General features: G+C 49.6%; 24 protein-coding genes. 14 read left to right on the forward strand and 10 right to left on the reverse strand.

All coding sequences use genetic code 11. From position 1 onward, the window contains the following. Nucleotides 1-125: 125 nt before the first annotated feature. The 8 genes from ligA to ACTG33_RS01475 all read left to right on the forward strand — a co-directional run bounded on the left by ligA (nucleotide 126) and on the right by ACTG33_RS01475 (nucleotide 9,923). Entirely contained in the window at nucleotides 126-2,159 is a 2,034-nt protein-coding gene (gene ligA, locus ACTG33_RS01440; RefSeq protein WP_439133388.1) for an NAD-dependent DNA ligase LigA, read from the forward strand. A gap of 26 nt (nucleotides 2,160-2,185) precedes the next feature. Next, nucleotides 2,186-2,797, forward strand: coding sequence for a transglycosylase SLT domain-containing protein (locus ACTG33_RS01445; RefSeq protein WP_439133434.1), 612 nt, complete (start codon nucleotides 2,186-2,188; stop codon nucleotides 2,795-2,797). Between the two features lie 31 nt (nucleotides 2,798-2,828). Further along, nucleotides 2,829-3,254, forward strand: coding sequence for a hypothetical protein (locus tag ACTG33_RS01450; RefSeq protein ID WP_439133389.1), 426 nt, complete (start codon nucleotides 2,829-2,831; stop codon nucleotides 3,252-3,254). 75 nt (nucleotides 3,255-3,329) lie between these two features. After that, the gene (locus ACTG33_RS01455) at nucleotides 3,330-4,205 is read left to right on the forward strand and encodes an HAD family hydrolase (protein ID WP_439133390.1); all 876 of its coding nucleotides are present in this window, start codon (nucleotides 3,330-3,332) and stop codon (nucleotides 4,203-4,205) included. Between the two features lie 397 nt (nucleotides 4,206-4,602). Then, complete coding sequence (locus ACTG33_RS01460; protein WP_439133391.1) at nucleotides 4,603-5,679, forward strand: AraC family transcriptional regulator ligand-binding domain-containing protein; 1,077 nt, start codon at nucleotides 4,603-4,605, stop codon at nucleotides 5,677-5,679. A gap of 297 nt (nucleotides 5,680-5,976) precedes the next feature. Further along, complete coding sequence (locus ACTG33_RS01465; protein WP_439133392.1) at nucleotides 5,977-7,761, forward strand: acyl-CoA dehydrogenase C-terminal domain-containing protein; 1,785 nt, start codon at nucleotides 5,977-5,979, stop codon at nucleotides 7,759-7,761. A 21-nt stretch (nucleotides 7,762-7,782) separates the two neighbouring features. Then, the gene (locus ACTG33_RS01470) at nucleotides 7,783-8,097 is read left to right on the forward strand and encodes an SCP2 sterol-binding domain-containing protein (protein ID WP_439133393.1); all 315 of its coding nucleotides are present in this window, start codon (nucleotides 7,783-7,785) and stop codon (nucleotides 8,095-8,097) included. A gap of 185 nt (nucleotides 8,098-8,282) precedes the next feature. After that, nucleotides 8,283-9,923 carry an AMP-binding protein gene (locus ACTG33_RS01475; RefSeq protein WP_439133394.1) on the forward strand — a complete coding sequence of 547 codons (1,641 nt, stop codon included), beginning with the start codon at nucleotides 8,283-8,285 and terminating at the stop codon, nucleotides 9,921-9,923. Between the two features lie 84 nt (nucleotides 9,924-10,007). On the opposite strand, the gene ACTG33_RS01480 is transcribed toward ACTG33_RS01475, so the two are convergent. The 8 genes from ACTG33_RS01480 to ACTG33_RS01515 all read right to left on the reverse strand — a co-directional run bounded on the left by ACTG33_RS01480 (nucleotide 10,008) and on the right by ACTG33_RS01515 (nucleotide 17,741). Further along, nucleotides 10,008-11,030, reverse strand: coding sequence for an NADP-dependent oxidoreductase (locus ACTG33_RS01480; protein ID WP_439133395.1), 1,023 nt, complete (start codon nucleotides 11,028-11,030; stop codon nucleotides 10,008-10,010). An 86-nt stretch (nucleotides 11,031-11,116) separates the two neighbouring features. Continuing rightward, on the reverse strand, nucleotides 11,117-11,884 hold the full coding sequence (locus tag ACTG33_RS01485; protein ID WP_439133396.1) for an SDR family NAD(P)-dependent oxidoreductase: 768 nt from the start codon (nucleotides 11,882-11,884) through the stop codon (nucleotides 11,117-11,119). A gap of 21 nt (nucleotides 11,885-11,905) precedes the next feature. Beyond that, nucleotides 11,906-12,673 carry an SDR family NAD(P)-dependent oxidoreductase gene (locus tag ACTG33_RS01490; protein ID WP_439133397.1) on the reverse strand — a complete coding sequence of 256 codons (768 nt, stop codon included), beginning with the start codon at nucleotides 12,671-12,673 and terminating at the stop codon, nucleotides 11,906-11,908. A gap of 40 nt (nucleotides 12,674-12,713) precedes the next feature. Continuing rightward, the gene (locus tag ACTG33_RS01495; RefSeq protein ID WP_439133398.1) at nucleotides 12,714-13,478 is read right to left on the reverse strand and encodes an SDR family oxidoreductase; all 765 of its coding nucleotides are present in this window, start codon (nucleotides 13,476-13,478) and stop codon (nucleotides 12,714-12,716) included. Between the two features lie 85 nt (nucleotides 13,479-13,563). Continuing rightward, a complete protein-coding gene (locus ACTG33_RS01500) occupies nucleotides 13,564-14,538 on the reverse strand; it encodes an NADPH:quinone oxidoreductase family protein (protein WP_439133399.1) in 975 nt (324 codons plus the stop codon). Nucleotides 14,539-14,574: 36 nt separating this feature from the next. Continuing rightward, nucleotides 14,575-15,609 carry a phosphotransferase family protein gene (locus ACTG33_RS01505; RefSeq protein ID WP_439133400.1) on the reverse strand — a complete coding sequence of 345 codons (1,035 nt, stop codon included), beginning with the start codon at nucleotides 15,607-15,609 and terminating at the stop codon, nucleotides 14,575-14,577. Nucleotides 15,610-15,773: 164 nt separating this feature from the next. Next, complete coding sequence (locus ACTG33_RS01510) at nucleotides 15,774-16,985, reverse strand: acyl-CoA dehydrogenase family protein (RefSeq protein WP_439133401.1); 1,212 nt, start codon at nucleotides 16,983-16,985, stop codon at nucleotides 15,774-15,776. 78 nt (nucleotides 16,986-17,063) lie between these two features. After that, nucleotides 17,064-17,741: a histidine phosphatase family protein gene (locus ACTG33_RS01515; RefSeq protein ID WP_439133402.1), complete on the reverse strand. Its 678-nt coding sequence runs from the start codon at nucleotides 17,739-17,741 to the stop codon at nucleotides 17,064-17,066. A 270-nt stretch (nucleotides 17,742-18,011) separates the two neighbouring features. On the opposite strand from ACTG33_RS01515, the gene ACTG33_RS01520 reads away from it, so the two are divergent. Continuing rightward, nucleotides 18,012-18,899: a LysR family transcriptional regulator gene (locus ACTG33_RS01520; RefSeq protein WP_439133403.1), complete on the forward strand. Its 888-nt coding sequence runs from the start codon at nucleotides 18,012-18,014 to the stop codon at nucleotides 18,897-18,899. 54 nt (nucleotides 18,900-18,953) lie between these two features. On the opposite strand, the gene ACTG33_RS01525 is transcribed toward ACTG33_RS01520, so the two are convergent. Further along, complete coding sequence (locus ACTG33_RS01525; RefSeq protein ID WP_439133404.1) at nucleotides 18,954-19,724, reverse strand: SDR family NAD(P)-dependent oxidoreductase; 771 nt, start codon at nucleotides 19,722-19,724, stop codon at nucleotides 18,954-18,956. Between the two features lie 264 nt (nucleotides 19,725-19,988). On the opposite strand from ACTG33_RS01525, the gene ACTG33_RS01530 reads away from it, so the two are divergent. The 5 genes from ACTG33_RS01530 (at nucleotide 19,989) to ACTG33_RS01550 (ending at nucleotide 25,038) form a co-directional block, all read left to right on the forward strand. Then, a complete protein-coding gene (locus ACTG33_RS01530) occupies nucleotides 19,989-21,674 on the forward strand; it encodes a PAS domain-containing sensor histidine kinase (protein WP_439133405.1) in 1,686 nt (561 codons plus the stop codon). 9 nt (nucleotides 21,675-21,683) lie between these two features. After that, nucleotides 21,684-22,295, forward strand: a complete 612-nt coding sequence (locus ACTG33_RS01535) for a response regulator transcription factor (protein ID WP_439133406.1) — start codon at nucleotides 21,684-21,686, stop codon at nucleotides 22,293-22,295. A 147-nt stretch (nucleotides 22,296-22,442) separates the two neighbouring features. Further along, a complete protein-coding gene (locus tag ACTG33_RS01540; RefSeq protein WP_439133407.1) occupies nucleotides 22,443-23,591 on the forward strand; it encodes a patatin-like phospholipase family protein in 1,149 nt (382 codons plus the stop codon). Nucleotides 23,592-23,745: 154 nt separating this feature from the next. Beyond that, the gene (locus ACTG33_RS01545; protein WP_439133435.1) at nucleotides 23,746-24,558 is read left to right on the forward strand and encodes a substrate-binding periplasmic protein; all 813 of its coding nucleotides are present in this window, start codon (nucleotides 23,746-23,748) and stop codon (nucleotides 24,556-24,558) included. Nucleotides 24,559-24,609: 51 nt separating this feature from the next. After that, nucleotides 24,610-25,038 (forward strand): DUF6210 family protein, encoded by a 429-nt coding sequence (locus ACTG33_RS01550; RefSeq protein ID WP_439133408.1) that lies wholly within the window; start codon nucleotides 24,610-24,612, stop codon nucleotides 25,036-25,038. A gap of 62 nt (nucleotides 25,039-25,100) precedes the next feature. Here ACTG33_RS01550 and nspC read toward each other — a convergent pair whose 3' ends face one another. Next, nucleotides 25,101-26,285: a carboxynorspermidine decarboxylase gene (nspC, locus tag ACTG33_RS01555; RefSeq protein ID WP_439133409.1), complete on the reverse strand. Its 1,185-nt coding sequence runs from the start codon at nucleotides 26,283-26,285 to the stop codon at nucleotides 25,101-25,103. Nucleotides 26,286-26,371: the final 86 nt, after the last annotated feature.

The following is a 26,371-nucleotide window of genomic DNA, read 5'->3' on the forward strand; positions in this document are numbered from 1 at the left end:
GTGTCCGCGAATTTGAACGGAAGCAGCTGTCTCGCGCATAAAACACTTTGCTCCCCGCGCCACGCCCCTGAACTTCTCCGTAAGTCTGGGGCGAGCTACAACAGTTTTCCGGAACTCCCCGTACCATGCCAAACACCCTAGAACTCCAGTCCCAGATCGACGATCTGAAAAAACAGCTGAATTACCATAACTATCGCTACTACGTGTTGGATGATCCCACGGTTCCAGATGTGGAATACGATCGTCTGTTTCAGCAGCTAAAAGATATTGAAACTCAGCATCCTGAATTAATCACAGCGGACTCCCCGACACAGCGTGTTGGCGAGGCGCCGCTCAGTGCCTTTTCTCAAGTCGCCCATGAAGTTCCCATGCTGTCTCTGGATAATGCATTCAACGATGAGGAGCTGCAGAGCTTCAATCGCAGATTGCAGGAGCGACTGAAAAACCCGGACGATATTGAATTTGCCTGTGAGCCAAAACTGGACGGGATCGCTGTCAGTTTACTGTACGTCAATGGCTTGCTGGAGCGTGGGGCAACACGGGGGGATGGTTCTACCGGTGAAGATATTACCCAGAACGTTCGGACGATTACATCTATTCCTCTGCGTTTAATGGGTGAGGGCTATCCAGAAGTATTGGAAGTCCGCGGCGAAATTTATATGCCGAAGCAAGGCTTTGAACAGCTTAATGAAAAGGCACGTCAGGCTGGCGAGAAAACCTTTGTTAACCCGCGCAATGCAGCCGCAGGCAGCCTGCGTCAACTGGATGCACGTATTACCGCTAACCGACCGTTGCAAATGTGTGCGTACAGCGTCGGTCGTTTTGACGGTGGCGAGCTGCCAGAGCGACATACCGAAGTGCTTGAGCAGCTGCATCAATGGGGTTTTCTCATCAATCCGGAAATGGCTGTCGTACACAATATCAGCGGTTGTCTGGATTATTATCGACGTGTGGGCGAGAAGCGCGATTCCCTACCTTATGATATCGATGGCATTGTATTTAAGGTCAACAATCTTGCCCTGCAACAAACCTTGGGGTTTGTTTCCCGTGCGCCTCGCTGGGCTATTGCTTATAAGTTTCCTGCTCAGGAAGAGATGACACAATTACTCAGTGTTGAGTTTCAGGTGGGGCGTACGGGAGCCGTGACGCCGGTGGCAAGGCTGGATCCGGTCTTTGTAGGTGGTGTGACAGTTTCTAACGCTACCTTACACAACCGGGATGAGATAAATCGTCTCGGCGTCATGGTTGGTGATACGGTGGTGGTGCGCAGAGCGGGTGATGTGATCCCGCAAGTGGTGTCCATTGTGAAATCGAAACGCCCGGATGACGCCGCAGAAATTGTATTTCCAGAAGCTTGTCCGGTGTGTGATTCACCGGTAGAGACCGTGCCCGGCGAAGCAGTGGCACGCTGCACCGGTGGTCTGATTTGCGCAGCGCAGCGCAAAGAGGCCATCAAGCATTTTGCTTCTCGTAAAGCGATGGATGTCGATGGTTTAGGGGATAAGCTGGTTGAGCAGTTGGTTGATGAAGGTCTTATTCATTCTGTAGCGGATCTTTATCGACTAGAGGCAGAGCAAGTGGCCGGGCTTGAGCGAATGGGCCCCAAGTCCGCGGAGAATCTGATCAACGCCTTGGAAGCCAGTAAACAGACTTCTTTTGATCGGTTTCTTTACTCTCTGGGTATTCGCGAGGTTGGCGAGGCCACAGCGCGAGGGTTAAGCCGTTACTTTGGCAATCTGGAGGCTTTAATCGCTGCCAGCGAAGACTCTCTGCAAAAGGTGGATGACGTGGGGCCCGTGGTGGCTCATTTTGTCGCTGAGTTTTTGCGTCAGGAGCATAACCTGGAAGCGATTGAGGCTCTGCAGAAGGCCGGTGTTCACTGGGAGGACATCAGTGTTGACGAGCGTCACGAGCCTTTAGCTGATCATACCTATGTTGTGACCGGATCGTTTTCGTTGATTAAGCGTGATGAAGCCAAAAAGTTGTTACAACAGCTAGGCGCCAAGGTCGCTGGTTCGGTATCGGCTAAAACCCATTGTGTGGTTGTTGGCGGTGGGGCTATGAATAACTCCAAGTACGTCAAGGCTCAGGAGTTGGGTATTCAGACCATGACTGAGGAAGAATTGGTCGACTCATTAAAAGAGTACGGGGTGCTTTAAGAGTGGTATTTCTGCAGCGATTTAACATCAACCTCATCGCGAGACGTGTCATTGTAGTTCTTGCGGTGTCGCTGCTCTCCGGCTGTGTCACCTCACCGCCGCGTCATATCAATAATGTCTGTGATATTTTCGACGAGAAAGACGGTTGGTATGAAGATGCCAAAAAAGCTCAGGACAAGTGGGGTGTGTCTATACCCGTGATTATGTCTTTCATGTATCAGGAGTCCCGCTTTCAACCGAAAGCCAAGCCGCCACGCACTCGAATCCTGTGGATTTTCCCCGGACCTCGATTGAGCAGTGCTTACGGCTTTCCACAGGCAAAGGACGACACCTGGGACTGGTATAAAAGCAAAGCTGGATCCTGGGGCGCTGACCGCGACGATTTTGGTGATGCTGCGGACTTTGTGGGCTGGTACAACAATATGAGCCACAGACGCTGTAATATAGCCCTGAACGATACTTATCACCTCTACCTGGCATACCACGAAGGGCAGGGTGGGTTTAATCGCAGAACGTTCAGAAACAAAAGCTGGCTGAAAAAAGTGGCCAAGAAAGTCTCTTCTCGTGCAACCACCTACCAACGTCAGCTGGCGGGTTGTCAGAAACGTCTTGAAAGTGACGGATGGTGGTTTTTTTAAAAGGCTTCAGTGATTAAGGGTTACACACAGTATGGATCAGGAATCGATAGTTTACGGTTGTATCAAAGACGCTTCTTACTATGAGCAGGATTCGACCCGCCGTAAGGTTAATCGTCAGGCGATGCTGAACCTGCCCAAAGCCGACGGTTGGCCTTTCCTTTGTCAGGAGATGTTTGCCATACCTCAGGTTGAAATCGATCATGCCAATTATCAAACTGAAGTTATGCACTTTGGTGCATCTTATAAAGCCGTTGAGTATGAATGGGAACAGTGGATTCAGAAGTTCGAAGAGCTTTTGAGTCAAATGTACTGGGTGTCCGCGACGGTTCATCTGGAGACCGAGCTTTCAGGAACCCATACCTTTGTTTGGGAGTCGGCCAGCAACGCTCATACTCCGGGGTCCGGTGATATGCAGGTTCGCTGCGAATGGAGTCATGAGGGATCCCTCAGCTTGTAATGGTACTGACTAAAATCGGTCTATCCTCTCACTTATCGTCAGCGTTCCGTTGGCGTCTCAGCCTGTTTGTACTTTATGGATATTACTTCCCCCTCGGCCAAGGCGTTACTGCAGCGCGATATTCAACTGGCTTTTTTCGACATTGATGGCACCTTACTGGGGCTGGATGGCAATTACACGCAACGTGTCAAAGAGGCGATCCTGCAACTCAGAAGCGCAGGTGTTAAAACCGCTGTCGCATCTGGAAGGCCATTGTTTGCAGCCGATTTTCTCGTGCGGGACCTGCAATTGCGGGATGCTGGATTGTTTTATACTGGCGCCCTGATTCACGACCCCTCAGATCAGCAAACTCTCAGTATTCATTCTCTTGGGGATGATCTCGTTGGATCCATGCTGTCTGAAGCCAGAAAGCTCGATGTCTACACCGAAGTGTGTGGACGGGATCGGTTCTATGTGGAAACGTGGGGTTACTTGGGACGCTTACATAGTGAGCACCTAAGAGCAGTTCCCGAGCGGGTATCGTTTGATAGCATTATTGGCTCTGAACCAGTGATCAAGTTGCTGTTTGCGGTGGATAATGAGCAGGATCAGGAAAAGTTATACGCTCTGGAGCGTACATTCCCTGAGGCTGTGTTTGCTTACGCAAGGATGGCCGCCAAGCCTGACTGGCTGTTCGTGAGTGTGATCGCTCAAGCGGCTTGCAAGCGACAGGGTTTTCAACAGTTACTGGATTTTCATCAGGTAAAGCCGGAGCAAGTGATTGCCTTTGGTGATGCGCAGTCCGACAAGGTGTTTCTCGAATTGGCGGGAGTGGGTGTTGCTATGGGAAATGCTGCAGAGGACGTCAAAGCTGTGGCTGATCTGGTGACGTTGCCTGTCTGGGAGGATGGTGTAGCCGTTGTTTTAGATCTAGTTTTGGATAAACATCTGGAGCACACCCAGACACGCTAGCCACAAAATCCAGCCTGAAGGGCTAGAGCTGACGCTTACACTTGCCGGTCAATTGTTTGGTATGATGCCACCTTCGTTTTTGTAAGGTTTACGTATGCTGTTTTTCAAAAGGCGCAGGGCGCGTTCGACTGTTTCTGTCGCTATATTGGCCTCTTTGGCATTTTTGGCCCTGGCGATATGGGGTTGGGGGATGCCTTTAGAGACCGCGGGTAAATTCTTTATGATCTCTGCGGTCCTGATCGTTGGGTTGATGCTCGCGGCCATCCTAATGGTTTTGCTGATTAAGTTGTTTCAACGTGTACTACATCGTGTATCACATCGGGATTGAATTAACTGACTAAATTGCTCAAAATAGTCACTTCTGTGACCCTCAGCCGTGCTAAGTGGTAATCACCCTATGCCAATTTTTGATAGTTCTGTTCCTGTTGAGTACGCGCGCTCTTTACTGTCTGCTGCAGAGGAGCAGGGGTGTGACACCAGGGCTTTACTTGCCGAGTTAGGCATTTACCCCGAAGACATAGAAGACGGTCGTTACTTCTCAGCCGTGAAGTATGGTCAGCTCTATCAGCGGATTATGTGGCTGATGCAGGATGAATGTTTTGGCATGATGTCCGGGGGTAAGGTGCGATGGGGCTCCTTCCGATTACTTTGCCTGACGTTAATTCACTGCGAAAACCTGCGCCAGGCGGTCATCCGAGCCGGTGAATTTAGTGAGATCTGCCGGGGCTTCCGGGTTAGGTCGACTCTTGTGGAGGGCGACGGCGATTTGGCGTCCATACGTATGGCAGGTATCGAATCGCTGTCTGAAGAAGCCTTTCAAGACATGATGAGTGTCGATAATGCTGACAGTATCCGTACCTCTCTGGCCGTCTGGCACCGCTTTCACTGCTGGTTGATCGGTCAGGAAATACCTCTGGTGTCCATCAGTTTCAGCTTTCCTTGTCCCGAATCCTTCAAAGCGTTGGCAGAGTCCTATCCGGCGCAGATTCAGTTTAATCAGCCTTACAATGGTTTTGAGCTGCATAAAGACTATCTGGACGCCAGGGTGATTCAGAACCCTCAAACCCTGGATGAGTTTATACGTATGGCTCCCTATCATCTGGTGATCAGTGATAGTGCCCGTAGTACCCTAAAGTCCAAAGTGCGCACGATATTGTCTAAAGATGTCAGCGAGTCGATGCCAGGCGCCGAGGCAGTGGCTTCGCAGCTAAACCTGTCGGTCACGACCTTGCGTCGTCATTTACAGCAAGAAAATACTTCATTTCAGAAAATAAAAGACGAATGTCGGCTAGAGGCAGCTATACATTACCTGGGTTGTAAAGATCTCACCAATAGCGTGATTTCTGAGCGTTTGGGTTTTGATGAAACCAGTGCATTCTTCCGAGCTTTCAAAAAGTGGACAGGGCTGACACCGGGCGAATATCGTAAACAGATGGCGCTGGAGCAGGGCATCGCAGGCCCGGGAGTACTTTAACATCTGACTTGTTAGTCAGTTGGGGTGCTTATTTCCAGAGCGTCTGTGACTGGCGGGTCGGCTGCCTTTTTCCTTCTTATTCTGGTCTATAGTCATATTTGTTAGTGAATGTAGTCATTTTTGCCATTGAGCGAAATTGATGAATTCGGGATTCTAGCGTCTGTTTCATTTATGGTCCGAAAAACCAAATAAGTGCCTGAAATTCCTGTAAAAGCTTGCGTCAAAAACAAGTTAGAGCAGGGCACAGGCAATCCAGTTAAGACATAATTACTTCAAGCAAAGACAGAGGTTATCAGGATGGCTGAGTACAAAGCGCCTTTACGCGACATACAGTTCACCATGTACGAGTTGCTGGACTACGAGCAACACTGGCAGAGTCTCCCTAAGTTCGAAGAGACCGGTGCAGATATCGCCAATGCAATCATGGAAGAAAACGCGAAGTTTTGTGAAAACGTACTCGCACCTTTGAACCAATCTGGTGATGCTGAAGCCTGTCAGTGGAATGACGGTGAAGTCACCACGCCAAAAGGCTTTAAAGAGGCCTACCAACAGTTTGTTGAAGCTGGCTGGCCTTCGATGACTCACAGCCCGGATCACGGCGGTCAAGGCTTACCTCCTTCACTGGGACTGGTTTTGAATGAGATGGTTGGTACTGCCAACTGGTCTTGGGGCATGTACCCAGGCCTGTCTCACGGTGCTATGAACACTATCGAAGAGCACGGTACCGATGAGCAAAAAGAAGTTTATCTGACCAAATTGGTTAGCGGTGAGTGGACCGGCACCATGTGTCTGACTGAGCCTCACTGTGGTACTGATCTGGGTATGCTGCGTACCAAGGCTGAGCCTAACGCTGACGGTTCTTATGCAATTTCCGGAACCAAGATCTTTATCTCTGCCGGTGAGCACGACATGGCTGAGAACATTGTTCATATTGTTCTGGCTCGCCTCCCGGATGCACCCGCTGGCACCAAGGGCATTTCGCTGTTTATTGTTCCTAAATTCAACGTGGCTGAAGACGGTTCTATCTCTGAGCGTAACGGCGTTGTCTGTGGTTCTATCGAACACAAAATGGGCATCAAAGCCAGTGCTACCTGTGTTATGAACTTTGACGGTGCTAAAGGCTTCCTGATCGGGCCTGCAAACCGCGGCTTGAACTGCATGTTCACCTTCATGAACACTGCGCGTTTGGGTACTGCACTGCAAGGTGTTGCCCACGCTGAGCTGGGTTTCCAGAAGTCTTTGGACTACGCCCGTGACCGTCTGCAAATGCGCTCTTTGAGTGGCGTGAAAAACCCTGACGGTCCTGCAGATCCAATCATTGTTCATCCAGACGTTCGTCGTATGCTGCTGACTCAAAAGTCTTTTGCAGAAGGCGGCCGTATGCTGATGGCCTATTGTGGCAAGCTGGTTGATATCATCAGCAACGGTGATGAAGCGTCTGCGAAAGAAGCCGATGGTAAGCTGGCATTCCTGACTCCTATCTGTAAAGCTTTCTTGACCGAAGTGGGTTTTGAATCTGCTAACCACGGTGTTCAGTGTTTTGGTGGCCACGGTTTCATCTCCGAGTGGGGCGCCGAGCAGAATGTTCGTGATTGCCGTATCTCTATGTTGTATGAAGGCACAACCGGTATTCAGGCTCTGGACTTGCTGGGTCGTAAGGTTCTGATGACTCAAGGCGAAATCATGAAGCCTTTCACCAAAGAGGTTCATAAGTTCTGCCAGGCCAACGAAGGTAATCCATTGGTTGCCAAATTGGCTGAAGCCAACAAGCAGTGGGGCGATCTCACTCTGAAGGTGGGCATGTCTGCGATGGAAAACCCGGATGAAGTGGGTGCGGCTTCTGTCGACTACCTGATGCTGTCTGGCTACATTGTGCTGGGCTATTTCTGGGCGCTGGCTGCTGTAAAAGCGCAGGCTGCTCTGGATGAAGGTCAAGGCGACGCGGCGTTCTATACCGCAAAAATTCAGACTGCGAACTTCTATTTTGCCCGTATCCTGCCACGTACTGAGTCTTTGGCCACCACCATGACTTCCGGTGCTGACAGCTTGATGGATATGGATGCAGAATATTTCGCATTTTAATCTGAAGGCATTGTTTTATTTATGCCTGATTTGAAAGAAGTGTTTCTTCAGGCTCGTGACCGCTTTGATCAGGAAGCGGCTGAGGGCCTTGAAGCATGTATCCAGATGACAATCCCCGACGCAGGGGATTGTTATCTTGTCGTGTCTGACTCTCAATGTTATCTGCATGAAGGAGTTAGTGATGCACCTACAGCCACCTTGACGATGGACCTGCAAACCTTGATCGATGTGCTTAATGGCACGCTGAATGGTATGCAGGCTTTTATGTTCGGTCGTATTAAAGCTGAGGGTAATATATCGCACGCCACTCGCTTGTCTGAACTGTTTCCTTTATAAAACCGCGATAATTCAGTGTTGAATAAACCCCTGACTTTTACCTGTTTAGACATGAGTAAAGGCTGGGGTCTTTTAGTATTAAGATGAGAACAAAAAGTACAGCGCATACTGTCTAAACGGCAACATAGTCGTCGGTAGTTTGTCTATCTGGCCACGAGAGAAGAAGTTCTTGCCTGGGAGGAAGAATGGATACAAGTAATCTACATACAATACCCGATGTTTTTCTGGAAGCGTTTAAAGAATTTAAAGATAAGCCCGCTTTCACTTGTCTGGGTAAAACATTGACCTATGGTGAAATCGATCATTATAGTCGGCAGTTCGCCAGCTATTTGCAAAATCATACGAAATTACAGCCCGGTGACCGTGTTGCTGTTCAGCTGGCCAATATCCTCCAATACCCTGTAGCCATGTTCGGTATTATGCGTGCGGGTATGATTCTGGTGAATACCAACCCAATGTACACCGAGCGTGAAGTGGAGCATCAGCTGAACGACTCAGGTGCTAAAATGTTGGTCGTTATGTCCAATGTTGCCAGTCCCGCAGCTAACATTATCCAAAACACCAGTGTCGAGCAGGTTATTGTCACTGATGCAGCCGATCTACACGGTTTTCCGATGGGACCGGTGATCAACTTTGTTGCCAAGCATGTTAAAAAGTTGGTACCTGAATTCTCTTTCCCTAATCAGATTTCGTTCAAACAAGCTCTTAAACTGGGTGCTTCTGGTGCATTGAAGCCGGTTTCGGTTGAACCTTCAGACGTTGCGGTATTGCAGTACACCGGTGGCACCACTGGCGTTGCTAAAGGTGCTATGTTGATGCACAGCAATATCGTCGCCAACATGAAGCAACTGGAAGATCGTCTGGGTGACGTGACTGAGATCGGTAGCGAAACTTACGTAGCGCCTTTGCCCCTCTACCACATTTACGCTTTCACGATTCATTGCATGATGCTGGTGTGTACCGGTAATCACAGCATTCTGATCCCAAATCCTAGAGACCTTGATGGCTTTGTCAAAGCGATGCAGTCTCAAAAGATTACTGGGTTTGTAGGCTTAAATACCCTGTTTAATGGCTTGTGTCATAACGAAGCTTTTAAAAATCTGGACTTCTCTCAGCTGAAAACCACAGCATCTGGTGGCATGGCTCTCACCAGTGATGTAGGCAATATGTGGAAGAACGTAACTGGGTGTCAGGTTTCTGAAGGTTACGGAATGACTGAAACATCTCCGGTAATCTCCACCAACCCACCAGATGATATCCATCCAGGTACGGTTGGAACCCCCGTTCTGAATACCGAAATCAAAGTGGTAGACGATGACGGTAAGGAAGTGGCTGAAGGTGAGTCTGGAGAGCTTCTGGTTCGTGGCCCGCAGGTTATGAAAGGCTACTGGCAGCGTCCGGAAGCGACAGCGGAAATGCTGAGCGAAGATGGCTGGTTGAATACTGGTGATATGGCCGTTATTACTGCCGATGGCTACATCAAGATCGTTGACCGTAAAAAGGATATGATCATAGTTTCAGGCTTTAATGTATACCCCAATGAGATCGAGGATGAAGTGTGTAAGCATCCGGGTGTTCTTGAAGCTGCCGCCATTGGTGTGCCTGACGCGAAAACCGGTGAGGCTGTTAAGCTGTTTATCGTGAGAGAAGATGCGTCATTGACCGAAGATGATGTTGTCGCGTTTTGTCGTACGCAATTGACCGCCTATAAAGTTCCGCGTCAGATTGAGTTTAGAGAGGATTTACCGAAATCAAACGTCGGAAAAATTCTTCGTCGTGAGCTTAAAGAGGAAGAAGCTGCAAAGCAGGGTGGTAAAGCCGCTTAGGTATTTATCATTCCATCTTCTGGAAACAAAAAAGGCAGCGAAAGCTGCCTTTTTTGTTTCTGTGTTACATAGCGCTGAATTATCTTAATCAGCGATATGCACCAGCTGTTTACCAAAGTTCTTCCCTTTTAGCATGCCTTTGAACGCTTCGACTGCGTTTTCCAGGCCTTCCGCTACGGATTCACGGTACTTTAACTTTCCGCTTTTGACCTGTTCCGCCAACAGTTCGGTGAGTTCCTGATGCTGGTCCTGCCATTCTGTAACAACGAAAAACCGGTGTTCAGGGGGCTCAGGCAGCGCGCCCAGGATATGAAATGGCGTTTCAACCTGTCCGATATTTTCGGCGTTGTAGGCCGACACATAGCCACAAATCGGAGCGCGTGATCCCTTGTTCATCAGTTGGGCAACCGCTTTTGTGACATCGCCACCGACATTTTCAAAGTACACATCAATGCCATCGGGGCAGGCGTCTTTCAGTTTTTCCAATAAGTCACCGTCTTTGTAGTCGATACAGGCATCAAAGCCCAGCTCTTCAACAACATAGCGACACTTTTCGGGTCCGCCCGCGATACCCACTGCGCGGCAGCCTATTTGCTTGGCTGTTTGTCCAACCACAGTTCCCACTGGGCCTGCTGCAGCGGCAACCACAACGGTTTCACCAGATTTGGGTTTGCCCACATAAGTCAGTCCGCAGTAACCGGTACGGCCGGGCATACCCGCAACGCCCAGATAAGCCTGTAGCGGAATTCCGTTGGGCTTGATCTTATAGATCATGGTTTCGCTGTCATCGGCAATGTAGTATTCCTGCCAGCCAGAGTAGCTGCTGACCAGGTCACCGACACTAAAATTGCTATTATTGGATTCGACAACCCGTCCTACAGACTCACCAGCCATCACATCGCCAATAGCGACAGGGTCCACATAACTTTCTGTGTCATTCATGCGCGGACGCATATAGGGATCCAGAGACAGCCACAAGATCTGAATGAGGAACTCACCGTCTTTCAGATCTCTGACGGGCTGAGAGGTAAGAGTTAGATCGCCGTCCTGCAACTCTCCCTGTGGGCGCTTGTTGAGAATGATGGATTGGTTTTGATACTGACTCATGACGTGAATCCTTATTGGTAGGTTAAAGACCTGGAAGAGGGGATTCCCTCACAAAAGGCAGGCTAGGTGCCTGCCGTGTTGGACTATCAGAGCGCTGAAACGCCACCATCAATAGCGATGGTTTGGCCTGTCATATAGGTGTTGCCTGGGGAGCAGAGGAGCAACATTACATTGGTAATCTCCTCTGGTAAGCCCAGACGCTTCATGGGAGCGCCACGACTGAGGAAAGACTCCAGTTGTTCTGTTCCGCCAGCAGCAAGTTCGGATTCGGTGACCAAAGGCGTCAGGCTGAAGAAAGGGCATACTGCATTAACGCGGACGCCGTTTTTCGCGAACTCAACTGCGGCGGTTTTGGTTAATCCGATGACGGCGTGTTTAGCTGCGGAATATGCGGCAATTTTGGGCGCGCCGCCCAGACCTGCCATGGAGCTGACGTTCAAGATGACACCGTCGCCCTGATCCTTCATCACTCTTAGCTGATGTTTCATGCCGTACATAACGCCTTTAACATTGATGTCGAATTGACGATCAGTAATCTCATCGGTGATTTCAGTGAAAGCCATAAAACCCTGGCCTACACCCGCGTTATTGACAGCAATATCCAGTTTTCCATAAATTTCAGTGGCAGCTTCTACCATGGCCTGGCATTCAGCTTCTATAGCTACATCGCACTTCATAGCAATGGCTGGACCGGAAAGGGTCGCTGCAACCGCCTCAACGCCTTCTTCATTGACATCACCAAGAACCAGCTTGGCACCACGGCTGGAAAAGTCAGCAGCCAGGTGTTTACCAAACCCACTGGCAGCACCGGTGATTAGTACTACTTTATCCGTAAAATCGAGTAGAGGATCCATCTTTCATTCTCCTAAAAAATCTTAAACAGCGGTCATCCCGCCATCGACAACCAGTTCGTGACCGGTCATATAAGAATTATCTTTGTTGCAGGCAAACATCATGGCCTGAACGACTTCTTCGGGTTGAGCAACTCGTTTTAGAGCAGCAGTTTTGCCAAAATGCTTTAACGCGGCTTCACGGTCGGGAAACTGCTGTAGAGTTTGTTCGAACATATCCGTCATGGTGATAAAGGGGCACACTGCATTAACGCGGATATTGAATTTTCCGTATTCGAAAGCTGCAGTTTTGGTCAAACCTATGACGGCGTGCTTACTGGCAGCATAGGCTGACATGAACGGGGCTCCGCCGACACCTGCCACAGACGCGATGTTGCAGATGGCTCCGCCGCCCTGAGTTTGCATCTGTAGAATCTGATATTTCATGCAGAGAAAGACGCCCTGGACATTGATGTCCATGGTGCGCTGATAGTCTTCCAGAGGCGTATCAGCCAGCAAATTATGGGCTGGATCAACGCCGGCATTGTTGATGGCCGCATCGAGTCGGCCGAACTGACGGACGGTGGCATCGATAAAGGATTTGACCTGTTCTTCATCGCGTACATCACACAGACACGTGAGCACTTCAATGTCTTGCTGACGAAGCTCATCGGCCAGTAGCTTGAGCTTCTCTTCGTTGATATCACTCAGAGCCAGTTTGGCACCTTGAGCGCCAAACTGCCTGGCAGCTTCTTGTCCCAGACCGCCGCTAGCGCCAGTGATTAATACAACCTGATTTTGATAGCTTGTCATTATTGTGTTCTCTCTACTGATGACTGTTTCTGTCAGGCTTTTAGAGGGTCATGCCGCCATCTACGACAATACACTCACCGTTGGTATAGGTGCTCGCATCAGAGACCAGATACAAAACAGTTCCGGCCATTTCTTCTGGTTCAGCGTGACGTCTCATAGGAATTGACTGAACAGCAGTTTTGTAAATGTCATCATTGGTGAACAGTGCGCCAGCAAATTTGGTTTTTGTCAGTCCGGGAAGCAGGGCGTTACAGCGAATGCCAAACTGTGCGCATTCTTTGGCAAAGGCTTTGGTCATGTTGATGACAGCAGCTTTGGTGATTGAGTAAATGCCTTGTCCCATACCGGGCTGCAAGCCGTTGACAGAAGCGGTATTCATAATTGCGCCACCGCCGTTTTCGCGCATGAGCTTGCCACCTTCAATTGACATGAAAAAATAACCGCGGATATTGACGTCAACGGTTTTATTAAAGGCGCCCAGGTCAGTATCCAAGATGTGGCCAAAGTAGGGGTTGGCCGCAGCGTTATTGACCAGTATGTCCAGTTTTCCGTAGACAGTGCGGATGTGCTCAAACACGGCGCTAATGTCTTCCATGTTGCCGATGTTGCAAGCAAACGCTTCTGCTTTTCCGCCGCTGGCCTGGATAGTTTCTGCGACTGCGGTGCAGTCTTCGATTTTACGGCTGGAGACAATAACCTGCGCACCTTGCTCGGCGAGTAGTTTGGCAATTTCTTCACCAATACCTCGGCTGGCACCAGATACCAAAGCAATTTTTCCGGTTAGATCAAATAATTTCGTGGCCATAATTTTTTTCTCTTCAATAAATCGAATTGCGCTACATTACTTTTGAATGATAGACGAGTAGGCCCCTCAGTTGGGGCTTGCTGAATCAGGGTTTTAGGATAACTTTACCTTTAACTTCACGATCCATAACTTTGTGTAATGCTTTGGCAGTGTCTTTAAGCGCAAACGTTTCATCGACGATAACTTTTACACTGCCTTTCACATACCAGTCCATCAGTTCCACCATGTTTTCCATAAACGCTTTAGGTTCATGTTTGGTGAAGCTTCCCCAGAATACACCCACTACGGAATAACCTTTAACCAGAGACAGGTTTACCGGGAATTTCGGGATGGTGCCAGACGCAAAGCCAATGACCAGCAAACGGCCATTCCACGCCATAGAGCGACTGCAGGCATCAAATGCGTCGCCTCCGACCACGTCGTAAACTACGTCAACGCCTTTGCCGTCGTTCAGCTTTTTGAGTTCTGTTTTCAGATCGAATTCGCTGTAGTTGATTAAGATATCAGCCCCATTGGCTTTGGCGATGTCCAGTTTTTCCTGAGTAGAACAAACGGCTACCACAGTGGCTCCCATAGCTTTGCCGATCTGGACGGCTGCCAGTCCTGTACCACCAGCTGCGCCAGTGACTACCAGTGTTTCACCCGCTTTCAGGTTTGCACGTTGTTTCAGAGCGTGGTGTGCTGTTGCGTGGGCAGTAATCAGGCCCGCAGCTTCATCGTCCGGAATTGCATCCGGCAACGGCATCACGGTCATCGCATCAATAGCCACTTTCTCTGCGTAGCCACTCAATCCGGCCAGTCCAATCACTCGCTGGCCTATCTTCAGGTGCTCTACACCTTCGCCAAGCTCGCTGATAACGCCAGCGACTTCCATTCCCGGAATGAAAGGGAAAGGAGGCTTCATTTGGTACAAACCCTGTACCAGCAATCCATCAGGGTAGTTCACACCAATGGCGGTGATATCAACCACAACCTGTCCTTTATCCGCTGTGGGATCCGGTACATCTTTGTAAAGCAGTTCTTCAACAGGGGCGAATTTTTCGCAGACAATCGCTTTCATAAAACTCTCCTCAATATACGGTGTTTAAAATGGTTGTTACTTAACAATGTCCAGAGCCGTCTGCGCCAGAGGTAATACCATGGCGCCTACACGGTCGGCGGCTTTGTTGGAGGCGTTACCGTCAGCAGCGCGTTTGGCAACGCCCTGACAAATGGCTGCCAGTCGGAAAAAGCTGAAGGCCAGATAGAATGACCAGTTATCGATTTTATCGATGCCCATGCGTTTGCAGTAAGCCGCGACATACTCTTCTTCGGTAGGGATCCCCAGCTCGGTTGGGTTTACACCCTGTAAACCGGACATGGTGTTCTTTTCGTTACTGGTGGGCAGTCGCAACTGCATACACTGGTATGCCAGATCAGAATAGGGGTGACCTAAAGTGGACAATTCCCAATCGAGCACTGCAATGATTTGGCTGTTGTCTTGAGAGAACATCACATTATCAAGACGGTAATCACCGTGCGTGAGTGAAACTTTGCCATCATCAGCAGGCAGGTTTGCTTCCAGCCACTCGATGAGCTGGTCCATTTCCGGGATAGGTTGCAGCTCGGAGGCCTTGTATTGTGAAGACCAACGTCCGAACTGACGTTCAAAATAGTTTCCGGGTTTACCATAGTCAGACAGACCTGAGGCTTCAATATCAACGCTGTGCAGGGCGGCGAGCACTCGGTTCATTTCGTCGTACATGGCCGTGCGCTTTTCATTGCTGTCAATTTCTGGCAGAGCTGCACCCCAGTAGATATGCCCGTCACAGAACTCCATGATGTAAAACATGGATCCGATAACGTCCCGATCTTCACACAGGTGATAGACTTTTGCGACTGGTACCTCGCTGTCTTTCAGTGCATTCAGGACGCGGTATTCGCGATCTACGGCGTGAGCTGATTTCAGAAGCTTGCCGGGAGGTTGGCGGCGCAATACATAAGTGCCGGAAGTGGCTGTAATTTTAAACGTCGGATTGGATTGCCCACCGGAAAATTTTTCGGCACTAATTGGCCCTTTAAATCCTTCGATGTTAGCTTCGAGGTAACGGCTTAAGACTTCTGTATCGAGAGTGTCAACGGCAGTGCTCATTCTTATCTCCGTTAATATTGGCGTAGTATTTCGTATTCAATTTCTGTGCAAACAAAATAACAGGTGTTATTGCAGTGCTTTAGCAGAACTTTTAACAACGTTTTAACGTTTAAAGCCCCGCTTCTCCAAAAGAGAAGCAGGGCTGTCCGGGAATCGCCTGGGAATCAGTCTTCGAACTGCTTCATCAGGTTGCGACCCAGCTGCATCATGTGAACCTGATCTGGACCATCTGCCAAACGCAGGGTACGTTGACCTGCGTAGGCGTGAGCCAGATTGGTATCCTGACTGACACCAGCTGCACCGTGAATTTGAATCGCACGATCAATAACATCCAGAGCCATGTTGGGCGCAACGATTTTGATCATGGCGATCAAGTCTTTGGCTTCTTTGTTACCAACGGTGTCCATTTTCTGAGCGGCTTTCAGCGTCATCAGTCGAGCTTGCTCGATCTGGCAGGCTGAGCGGGCGATGTCTTCACGAACCGATTGGTTTTTGGACATTGGCTGACCGAAGACTACGCGGCTGTTGGCGCGCTTACACATCAGTTCCAGAGCGCGCTGAGCGGCACCGACAGAACGCATGCAGTGGTGAATACGGCCCGGTCCAAGACGACCCTGAGCTACTTCGAAACCTCGTCCTTCACCCAGGATGATGTTGCTGACAGGAACTCGCACGTTTTCAAAAATAACCTCTGCGTGGCCTTCCGGAGCGTCGTCGTAACCAAATACCTGCATGGGGCGAACGATGTTAACCCCTGGAGTGTTGACTGGTACCAGCACCTGAGATTGCTGCATGTGACGGTTCGGGTTTTCAGGATCAGACTTGCCCATCACGATCATGATTTCGCAGGTCTTGCGGCAAGCACCGCTGATGTAGAACTTGCGACCGTTGATGACGTACTCGTCACCATCACGAACAATTTGAGTTTCAATGTTGGTCGCATCGGAAGAGGCGACATCGGGTTCGGTCATGGCAAACGCAGAGCGAATTTCGCCGGCCAGCAGTGGTTCTAACCACTGTTTTTTCTGTTCTTCGTTGCCGTATTTGGCCAGAACTTCCATGTTGCCGGTATCGGGTGCGGCACAGTTGAATACCTCAGGTGCCCAGCCAACTTTACCCATCTCTTCTGCCAGAGGGGCGTACTCAAGGTTAGTGAGACCGCCGCTGTATTCGCCGTAGGAAAGCGGGAGAAAGAAGTTCCACAGCCCTTGTGCTTTGGCTTTGGCTTTCAGCTCATCAAGAATAGGGGGGGTGGTCCAGCGGTCTTTGGACAGCTGATCGTTGAACAGATCCTGATTTGGATAAACGTGCTCATCCATAAATGCGCGGACTTGTTCAATGAGACCTTTTACTTTATCGCTGTATTCGAAATCCATAATAATTTCCCTCGGAGTGTTTTGTTATGTTGACGGCTATGGCCGTATGTTTGATGTTGATCAGCAGTCGCTAAGCAACTAGCTGTAAGTTATGTGCTGTTCCCGTTCTGGTGTGTCCAAATGAGGAATATGGTTAAAGCTAGTCATGCGCACAGCTTTGGGGTTGAAGAAGCAGTGGGCAATGGCGGTATTTTTGATTTGGAGGTTTAACTCAATCACGGTTTGGTTAGGTGCCTGAAGGATTTGGCGCAGGACCATGGCAATGGCTCCTCCAGAGCTGACCGCCAGAACTTTCTGACCGTGAAACTCCGACTGGATTGTCTCAATAACGTGTCGAACGCGATCCTCGAAGTCCTGCCAGGTTTCACCAACGCCTTCAGTCAGTTCACCGTTAGCCCATTTCTTCATGCCTTTTTTCAGCAGTTTGTAAAAGTCTGAAGCGGGAGCGTCATCTGCCAAGGCTTCTTCAGGATGTTGCAGGACGTAGGCATCGAACAGCTTGTGGAAATCAAATTCATTCAAGCCTGAAAACACTTTAAATTCTGGAGATTCCAGCTGTAAGCCTTTGGCAATACCTTCTGCAGTTTCGCGGTGACGAACCAATTCACCGGTCAGAATACGGTCGAATTCATAGCCGCGTTCACGGTAGTACTCACCGAGCCATTCGGCCTGTTGATGACCAAGTGGAGATAGTTTGTCGTAGTTGTCGGATCGAAAGGACGCTTGTCCATGTCTGACAAGATAAAGTTCTGCCATTCAGAGTGCTCCTGCTGCCCGTGAAGGTCTATTTATTGATAACAGAGCATAGAGTGGGTATTACTATATTAAAAATTTATTATGTGAATCTGGGAATATTCATGTATCTTATTACCCTGACACGTTGATCGGGGTGCCGTCTTGTCCGGTAATTTTACTGATCAGACGCCGAATTATCGGTAAATGACAAGTATTGTGAGCAGTGGCATCCGAAAAGGACAGGCTTGAGTTTGGACTGAAAAGCCGTCCTGAACAGGTATAGGTATAGATATGCGATTAAGCCAGGTTGATCTGAATCTTTTTATTGTTTTTGATGCGATCTATCAGCAACGTAATCTGACCCGCGCCGCAGAAGTGTTGTGTATTACACAGCCAGCGGTGAGTAACGCACTGGGTCGCTTGCGGAATACTCTCGATGATCCCTTGTTCGTCAGAACTTCTCAAGGCATGAGCCCGACGCCAATGGCGGAAAATATCGTCGGCCGGGTGCAGGAAGCGTTACAGTTACTCAATACCAGTGTGACCGAAGGGGAGGTGTTCCGTCCAGATCAGTCGGACAAGGTATTCAGGTTGAGCATGAATGATATGGGCGAGGCGATGATACTGCCTGGCTTGCTCGAGCATCTGCAAGAAGTGGCTCCCGGGGTCAGTATTGAGTGCTTTAACGTGCCAAGAGAGCTGGTAGAGCGAGAATTGGCCGCTGGTACGCTGGATTTTGCGCTTGATGTGCCGTTAATTTCGGGGAATCAGGTGTGCACCAAACCCTTGATTAAGCAGCGCTATGCTTGTGTCGTGCGCAAAGATCACCCAACGGTGGGTGACACTCTGACAATGGATGAGTATCTGGCGCTGGATCACGTGTCCGTGTCGTCTCGCCGTAAAGGGTTGAGCTATGTTGATCTGGCGTTAAACCGTCTTGGGCGTCGACGCAAGGTAAAGACTCGGGTTCAACACTATCAGGTGGCGCCGATGATTGTTGCCAGTACCGATCTTTCTTTGACCATCCCGATGAGTATGGCCCAGAAGTATGATATGAAAGTGCTGGAGCTGCCGTTCTCTTTGCCTGCGCTGGATTGGAGCCTGTATTGGCACACCAGTGCGGATCAGGATAAGGCGAATGTCTGGATGCGGGGATTATTGGAAGAGCTCTGTCATTGAGAGAAGTAGCTTGGGGTCATTGGCTCTAAGCCTGCTCTGTACCCGCTATCCTTGTTAAATACCGGCAACGGATATAGCGCCGTCAACGGGAATCACCGCTCCATTCACAAAAGAACCTGCCTCGCTGCATAGCATTAGCACTGGACCTATAAGCTCCTTCAGATTACCCAGTCGTCGTGCTGGCATCTGTTCAATGTACTGCTGTCCTGCAGGGGATTCAAAGAAGTCTTCATTCATCTCTGTCTGAAACCAGCCCGGTGCAATAGCATTTACCCGAATATTGTGTTTTATCAGATCAAGTGCCATCGCGCGGGTTAACTGGATGACTGCACCTTTTGAGGCGCAGTAGGAGCTTTGCCCGGGTTTGGCCGTCAGCCCCAAAACAGAAGAAATATTGACGATAGAGCCGTTTTTGCCCGCTTGAATCATCCGTTGAGCGGCTTCCTGAGCGACATTCCAGACACCGTTGAAGTTGGTGTCCATGACAAAATCACGGTCTTCATCTGTGATCAGGGCAAAGTTTTTGGGGGAGGCGACCCCAGCGTTATTGATGACAATATCGATGGTGCCAATAAAGCGTTCTGCCAGATCAAATGCACTTTTGACGCTGTCTCGCTGGGTGACGTCCATATTCACCGCAACTGCTTTGCCGCCTTTGGATTCGATCTCATCCACCAGTTGCTCTATGCGGTCTGCACGTCTGGCTGCGAGCACAACGGTTGCCCCGGCAGCGGATAATCCTTGTGCCAATGCTGCACCAATGCCACTGGAAGCGCCTGTTACCAAAGCGGTGCGATTGGATAGAGTAAATTGCGTATTGCTCATGGGGAGGCCCTCTCTGCGATATTATTATTTTTATAAAGGATTGGAGACTGGCAAAAGTCAGGGAATCCTTTTCTATAATAATTATTTATGTGACCACTATATTGAGAGGGAAAGGCGGCTTCAAGCAAAAATAGGGGTAAATACTTATTTTTGCTTATGGGGACAACACAAAGGGCAGTCGTAGGGGTGTTTGCCCATGCATTGGCGGGCTTGGGGCATTGAATGTGGTTAGGCAGAGAGGTAGATTGAGGGTTTCCCAGTAATTTGGATTCTACACCAATGGCGGCTTTTTCCCGGACTGACTCCAGTCAGACAAAGACGACAACCGAAGAGGTGCCCGCTAAGCTTGAAGGGCAGTCTCCTCAAAGTATGTCTCCAGAGGGGCAGCCTCCTGCGGGCAGCAATCACACTTCAGATGCTCGCTATCAGTTTCTGATTGAGCGTTCTGGCGATATCATCACCACGCACCGCCCCGGAGACTGGGCCTACACCTCCCTCAATCCCGCTTTGGAGCGAATGTCCGGTTACAGCCGTGACGAGCTGATGGGTATGCCTGCCTATGAGTTGTTTCATCCAGACGATGCCGAAGCGATGCGGAATAAGCTGATCCCCGCGATCTATCATCACGGTGCGAGAACGTTTCGCTACCGCAGTCGTCATAAGGACGGGCACTACACCTGGATGGAATCGACCCACAGCTCAGTCCGCGATGATCAGGGCAATCTGTTAGAGGTGATTGCGGTCACTCGGGATATTACTGCACAGGTTATGTCAGAAGAAGCCAACCAGCGTCTGGCTTCTGTGGTTGAGGCGTCTTTTGCGCTGATGCTGTTTTGTGATCGCCACCAGCGTGTGAGCCATATGAATCAGGCGACGCGTGATGTGCTTAAAGTAAAGCAGATGAGTGAGCGCATGCATCTCAGAGATCTGTTTGGTGAAGAAAGCTATCAAAAGATGATGAGTGAAGCTTTCGAAATTGCTGCAGAAAAGGGTAGCTGGAATGGCGCGTTGCGGATTCGTGCACCTCAAGCACCCGAACGTTATTTATTACTGGAAGAAGTGTTAACCCACTCCCGTGCGGAGCTGGGCAAAGAGGGCAATTATTTTTCTCTGATTCTCAGGGATAACACCGAACAAAAACAGATTGAGCGTCGTGTTCGGGATCAACAATCTGAGCTGATTCATGCTTCAAGGCTGATGACTCTGGGTGAAATGGCCAGTGGTCTGGCCCACGAAATTAATCAACCTCTGGCGACAACGCTGAATTATGCGCGTGGTGCTCTAAGGAAACTCGAGTCCGGGCAGGATTTACCAAAAAGCAGTTTACTCTCGGTGTTTGATATTCTGGTCAAACAGACTCAGTTGGCGGCAGATATCGTCAAGCGACTGCGCAGTTTGGTTAAAAAAACGCCTTACCAGCGAACTGTGTTCAGCGTTCAGCAGGTGCTCGAAGAGGTGGAAGAGTTACTGGGGCACGACTTGTGGAGCAACGGCGTCAGAATTGAGTATTCGGTTCCGGAAGACGATGTCTACATGATGGGTGATCGAATTCAGATTCAGCAAGTGTTGTTTAATGTAATTCGTAACAGTATGGACGCCTATCAGGATATGGAAGAGGAGGCCCGTAAGGTCTCTGTCCGGCTGCAGACCACGGAATCACAAATCGAACTGATTCTGGAAGACTATGCTGGCGGTATTCCCGAAAGTTTGCGGGATACGCTTTTCGAGCCCTATGTGACATCCAAACAAACAGGGTTGGGGATGGGATTGTCTATTTCCCGCTCCATCATCGAGTCCCATGGCGGTCAGATCCTGGTGGATACGGACAGTACTCAATCAACACAGTTTACTTTACGTTTGCCCAGAGAAAACAATTTACCCAATGATGACAATTTACCTAACAAAAACGATTTATCAGACAAAAACGAATTATCAAACAAAGACAATTAAGGAACACCTGTGAATACCCAACATACCGTTTTCATCGTCGATGACAACCAGGACTTTAGAGAGTCTTTGGCCTGGCTTTTGGAAGGCGCTGGCTATCGAGTGAAAGCCTTTGAAAGTGCTGAGGACTTTTTGCTCGGCTATCGTCAGGAATCAGGCTGTCTGCTGCTGGACGTCAGGATGACTGGCATGAGCGGTTTGGCGTTGCAGCAGGAGCTGATACAGCGCGGGGAAATCATTCCAGTGATTATGATAACCGGGCACGGTGATGTTCCGGTGGCGGTGCAAGCGATGAAAAATCAGGCCGTCGATTTCATTGAAAAGCCGTTTGAAGATACGGCCATGCTGGAATTAATTCAGAAAACCCTCGACGGTGTTGATGAGAAGTTTACACAGCAGAGAGAGGCCAATGCGACCTTAGCCTGCTGGAATCAGCTCAGCCGCCGAGAACTGGATGTTGCCAAACTGGTGATTTCAGGAATGGCAAACCGTGAAATTGCTGAGCAGCTTGGCATTAGTATTAAAACGGTTGAAATCCACCGCAGTCGGGTTATGTCAAAAATGCAGGTCAAGCGTCTTGCCGAACTGATGGACAAGGTTGCGTTGATCAAGCCTGAAATATAAGCACGTTAACAAGTTTGCTGACCTACCGCCCTGGCTTTCTAAAACAGGCTATAGTGCTCATTGTACACTCGCTCTCTGGTATTCACCGTCGAAGGTGGATACCATCCCCTGTTTAATTCCACCCAGTCGGAAATCTACGGTTAAGGAGTGAGTGAAGTGACAAATGCCCTGATTTTATCAGGTGGCGGTGCTCGAGCAGCCTATCAGGTGGGTGTTCTGTCTGCGGTCAATGAATTATTACCCGCGACGACTCGAAATCCTTTTCCGATTATTTGTGGAACTTCCGCTGGGGCAATCAATGCTTTGGCTCTGGCTGGTCATAGCGGCAGCTTTTACGAAGCAGTGGCGGATCTGAATAATATCTGGGCGGATTTAAGCACGGATAAAGTCTTTAAAACTTCCTGGAGTGCTTTATTGGGTGGGGCGGCCAGGTTGTTTTTCTCTCTGTTTAATGAGGGAGTGAGCAAAAAACGCTCACTGGCGTTGCTGGACAATGAGCCTTTGCGGAAATTCCTGACTGATCATATTGATTTTGATCAGCTGGAAATGGGGCTTAAGCGCGGTGACCTGAAGGCTATTTGCACTACGGCGATGAATTACTCCACGGGTGAGTCCGTCAGCTTTTTTCAGGGGGATAAAACCGTTGAAAGCTGGCGTCGTTATCGGCGTATTGGGGTGTCGGCCAAGCTGACGCTCGATCATTTGATGGCCTCCGCGGCAATTCCCGCTTTATTCCCAGCCGTTAAACTGAATGAAGACTTCTTTGGTGATGGGGCTCTGCGTCAGGTGGCGCCAATCAGTCCGGCGTTGCATATGGGGGCCGATCGTATCTTCGTGATTGGTGTGTCCAATAATCGCGACCCTCTGAGCCGAACTCAACATTCCCGACGTCTCAAACATTCTCCATCCATTGGGCAGGTCTTTGGACAACTGTTCAATAGTGCGTTCATTGATAGCCTGGAAGGGGATCTGGAGCACTTGGAGCGTGTTAATTCGCTGCTGAAGCTTATTCCAGACGAGGTGTTGAAAGAAAACAAAACCCGTCTGCGACCCGTTGAAACGATGGTTATCTCACCCAGTAAGGCGCTTGATAAACTGGCGGGCAGAAAGATTCGTCATATGCCGAGGAGCGTTCGCATGTTTTTACGCTCTACCGGTGCGACGAATAAGGCCGGTGGCGCTGCAACGACCAGCTACCTTTTGTTTGAAAAGCCCTATATCGACGAGCTCATGGAGCTTGGCTATCAGGATGCCATGTGGGAAAAGGACAATATTCAGGCATTCTTTAAAGTTTGACTTGTCCAGCTGTTTAGGTTTTGATCAAATGTGACAAGGTTACCATTTTAGGTGATTTAAAGCTGGGGAGCCGACAGCTAAATGGATAGCCGGCGGCTAAATGGATAGCGGGTAGCGAACTGGTTAACGGATAGTTAAGGCGGACGTTTTAGTGATGGAGTGCAAGGCCTTGCCTCATAAGCAGTCAAGGCTTAAGGTTTTTTTCGCAGGAGTGATCGGTGCCATCTTATTTGTAGGCGCTATAAATGCCGTGCACGCTGTGGGAAATGAGCCTGCCTTCACGCCATCAGATACCGTGATACACCTTGGTGTTGAGGACGGATGGCCACCGTATGCTGATCAGTACGGTCTAGGCTTGAGCACCGAAATTGTTAAGGCAGCATTTGAGGCTGTTGGGCAGAAAGTTAAGATCAGCGTTAAGCCATATGCTCGTGTTCTCAGCGATGTGGAAGCCGGTCATCTGGACGGAGGTTATAATGTCACGCGCCAGGCCTCCACAGAAAAACGTTTTATTTTTGGCCAATCCCCCATACTGACCGCCAGTGCTTCCTTCTACTACGAGGCCGGCAGTTCACAAGACTACCAAACTGCCAGAGACATACCGGATGACGCCAGCGTTGCGTCGATAATCGATTATGAATACGGCGATATCTACCAATCTCAGCGGCAGCGTTTCAACGAAGTCAGCGTTGCCCGCCAGCATCAAATAATCCGCATGCTGTTGGCTCAGAGAGTGGATGTCGGGGTGATGTTTGACCGTGTGGTTGATTACACCTTGTCGGATATGAACCTGCCTGCCAATGTCTTATCTCGAGGAGCGGTTAATCACACCAGTGATATTTACGTGGCGTTTTCGCGCAAAAACCCGGATTCTGAAAAATACGCGGCCTCGCTGGATAAAGGCCTGCTCAAAATCAGAAAAAACGGCGTATACGATGCCTTAATGCAAGGGTTTGTTGCCAGATAGCTCCGCCCACGCACGTCTCTCCACTCATCTCAAAGCTTGAATCAGGTCACCATGAAGAAAGTCTGTTTGTATTCCCTGGAGCAGCCAGGAATTATCGTTTTATCTCCGAGTGGCGTTCTCTATTGGAATAAGTCCGGCGATACCGATCCGGCATATCAGGCAGAAGGCATTCTGGTGCCGATTTCCAACGACCCGCCACAGGACCAACCCGAGTTGTCATTGGTGCCCAGATTACAGGCGCTGATGGATAATGAAGGATCCCTGAATCAGTCACAGGCCAGAGAGATAGATGACTTTTTGCATGAGGTATCGTCCAGTGACAGCATCAGCGTGGACCTGTCAAAAGTCAGTCAGTCCAGTACCGGTTGGGTGCATTTAAGTATCAGGCCACAAGGGGATTACAGTTATTTTGAGGGGTTTAGCGAAGAGGGCGAAGCCCTGCAGGCGGTGTTGACCTGGCCCTGCAGGGTGGAAATATAGGCGGCCATATGAAGTTAAGACACGTTTAAGATCGCTGTTGTAGGCTGTTGTCGGCTGTTGTTTTACGACAAGCGCTGTTTAAAGTCTTCATAGCCAAATTGCTTAATGATCTTCAGATCATCCGTGTCTGAATTCCACAAAGCAATGGACGGCAGACCAATCCCGTTAAACGTACTGGTTTTTACCATGGTGTAGTGGGACATATCATCAAACATCAACCGCTGGCCAATTTGCAGTGGCGTATCAAAACTGTAATCGCCCATCACATCACCCGCTAAACAGGTTTGTCCGCCCAGACGATAGGAGTGGTTTTTCTCTGCCTGTTCGCCAGCACCAAAGATTTCGGCACGATAAGGCATTTCCAAAGTGTCTGGCATATGACAGGTGGCGGATGTGTCTAGAATTGCTAGCGGTTGCTGGTAATTCAGAACATCCAATACTTCACTGACCAATACACCAGACTGAATCGCGATGGCTTCTCCGGGCTCAATGTAGACCTGCAAACCATACTTGTCTTGAAAGCCTTTGATGCGTGCAATCAGCTGGTCTACATCGTAGCCCTCGGCGGTAATGTGGTGGCCACCGCCGAAGTTAATCCACTTAAGCTTTGGAAAGTATTCGGCGAATTGAGCTTCAACAGCATCCAGAGTTCGCGACAAAGGTCCAAAGCCTTGCTCACACAGAGTGTGGAAATGCAGACCGCTAATGCCTTCCAGAGATTGGCCCTCAAACGCCGACTTTGGAATACCCAGGCGCGATCCCGGTGCGCAGGGGTCGTAAATGGGCGTCGCGCCTTCGGAGTGCAAAGGATTCACCCGCAAACCAAACTCCAGCTGGGATCGTTGTAGAGTTGAACGCAGGGTTTTTGCTTCTTGAACCAGAGGCTGAAAGCGTTGCCACTGGTTGAACGAGTTAAACACCACGTGATCTGACAGCTGTAAAATTTCCGGTAAATCCTTTTCCGTAAAGGCCGCGCTGAAGGTGTGTACTTCACCTTTGAACTCTTCACGCCCCAGCTTGGCCTCGTGCAAGCCGCTGGCGCAGGTACCGCTGAGATACTGGCCTATGGTCGGTGCCAGACTGAACATCGAAAATGCCTTCAGAGCGAGCAGAACTTTGGCGCCTGACTCCCGTTGTACCCGGTTTAGTATTTCCAGGTTCTTACGCACAGCTACTTCATCGACCACAAAGCAGGGGGAGGGCACGCGGGTTGGGTCGAATTGGTAAAAACTTTGGCTTTTGATCATGATTTCGTAATTTCTCAGTCTGAAAATTAACGTCATTGCGAGGAGCAAAACGCCAACAGTAGAGGCTTTAGGCCACGCAGCAATCC

The organism is Pseudomaricurvus sp. (genome assembly GCF_965662505.1).
Lineage (GTDB): Bacteria > Pseudomonadota > Gammaproteobacteria > Pseudomonadales > Cellvibrionaceae > Pseudomaricurvus.

What these genes read in the sequence shown, in the direction of transcription:
- ACTG33_RS01460 (WP_439133391.1), top strand. Translation starts at nt 4,603, where the DNA reads ATGCCAATTTTTGATAGTTCTGTTCCTGTTGAGTACGCGCGCTCTTTA.
- ACTG33_RS01505 (WP_439133400.1), bottom strand. Translation starts at nt 15,609, where the DNA reads ATGAGCACTGCCGTTGACACTCTCGATACAGAAGTCTTAAGCCGTTAC.
- ACTG33_RS01450 (WP_439133389.1), top strand. Translation starts at nt 2,829, where the DNA reads ATGGATCAGGAATCGATAGTTTACGGTTGTATCAAAGACGCTTCTTAC.
- ACTG33_RS01495 (WP_439133398.1), bottom strand. Translation starts at nt 13,478, where the DNA reads ATGGCCACGAAATTATTTGATCTAACCGGAAAAATTGCTTTGGTATCT.
- ACTG33_RS01480 (WP_439133395.1), bottom strand. Translation starts at nt 11,030, where the DNA reads ATGAGTCAGTATCAAAACCAATCCATCATTCTCAACAAGCGCCCACAG.
- ACTG33_RS01485 (WP_439133396.1), bottom strand. Translation starts at nt 11,884, where the DNA reads ATGGATCCTCTACTCGATTTTACGGATAAAGTAGTACTAATCACCGGT.
- ACTG33_RS01455 (WP_439133390.1), top strand. Translation starts at nt 3,330, where the DNA reads ATGGATATTACTTCCCCCTCGGCCAAGGCGTTACTGCAGCGCGATATT.
- ACTG33_RS01490 (WP_439133397.1), bottom strand. Translation starts at nt 12,673, where the DNA reads ATGACAAGCTATCAAAATCAGGTTGTATTAATCACTGGCGCTAGCGGC.
- ACTG33_RS01515 (WP_439133402.1), bottom strand. Translation starts at nt 17,741, where the DNA reads ATGGCAGAACTTTATCTTGTCAGACATGGACAAGCGTCCTTTCGATCC.
- ACTG33_RS01525 (WP_439133404.1), bottom strand. Translation starts at nt 19,724, where the DNA reads ATGAGCAATACGCAATTTACTCTATCCAATCGCACCGCTTTGGTAACA.
- ACTG33_RS01520 (WP_439133403.1), top strand. Translation starts at nt 18,012, where the DNA reads ATGCGATTAAGCCAGGTTGATCTGAATCTTTTTATTGTTTTTGATGCG.
- nspC (WP_439133409.1), bottom strand. Translation starts at nt 26,285, where the DNA reads ATGATCAAAAGCCAAAGTTTTTACCAATTCGACCCAACCCGCGTGCCC.
- ACTG33_RS01545 (WP_439133435.1), top strand. Translation starts at nt 23,746, where the DNA reads ATGGAGTGCAAGGCCTTGCCTCATAAGCAGTCAAGGCTTAAGGTTTTT.
- ACTG33_RS01510 (WP_439133401.1), bottom strand. Translation starts at nt 16,985, where the DNA reads ATGGATTTCGAATACAGCGATAAAGTAAAAGGTCTCATTGAACAAGTC.
- ACTG33_RS01550 (WP_439133408.1), top strand. Translation starts at nt 24,610, where the DNA reads ATGAAGAAAGTCTGTTTGTATTCCCTGGAGCAGCCAGGAATTATCGTT.
- ACTG33_RS01465 (WP_439133392.1), top strand. Translation starts at nt 5,977, where the DNA reads ATGGCTGAGTACAAAGCGCCTTTACGCGACATACAGTTCACCATGTAC.
- ACTG33_RS01475 (WP_439133394.1), top strand. Translation starts at nt 8,283, where the DNA reads ATGGATACAAGTAATCTACATACAATACCCGATGTTTTTCTGGAAGCG.
- ACTG33_RS01470 (WP_439133393.1), top strand. Translation starts at nt 7,783, where the DNA reads ATGCCTGATTTGAAAGAAGTGTTTCTTCAGGCTCGTGACCGCTTTGAT.
- ligA (WP_439133388.1), top strand. Translation starts at nt 126, where the DNA reads ATGCCAAACACCCTAGAACTCCAGTCCCAGATCGACGATCTGAAAAAA.
- ACTG33_RS01500 (WP_439133399.1), bottom strand. Translation starts at nt 14,538, where the DNA reads ATGAAAGCGATTGTCTGCGAAAAATTCGCCCCTGTTGAAGAACTGCTT.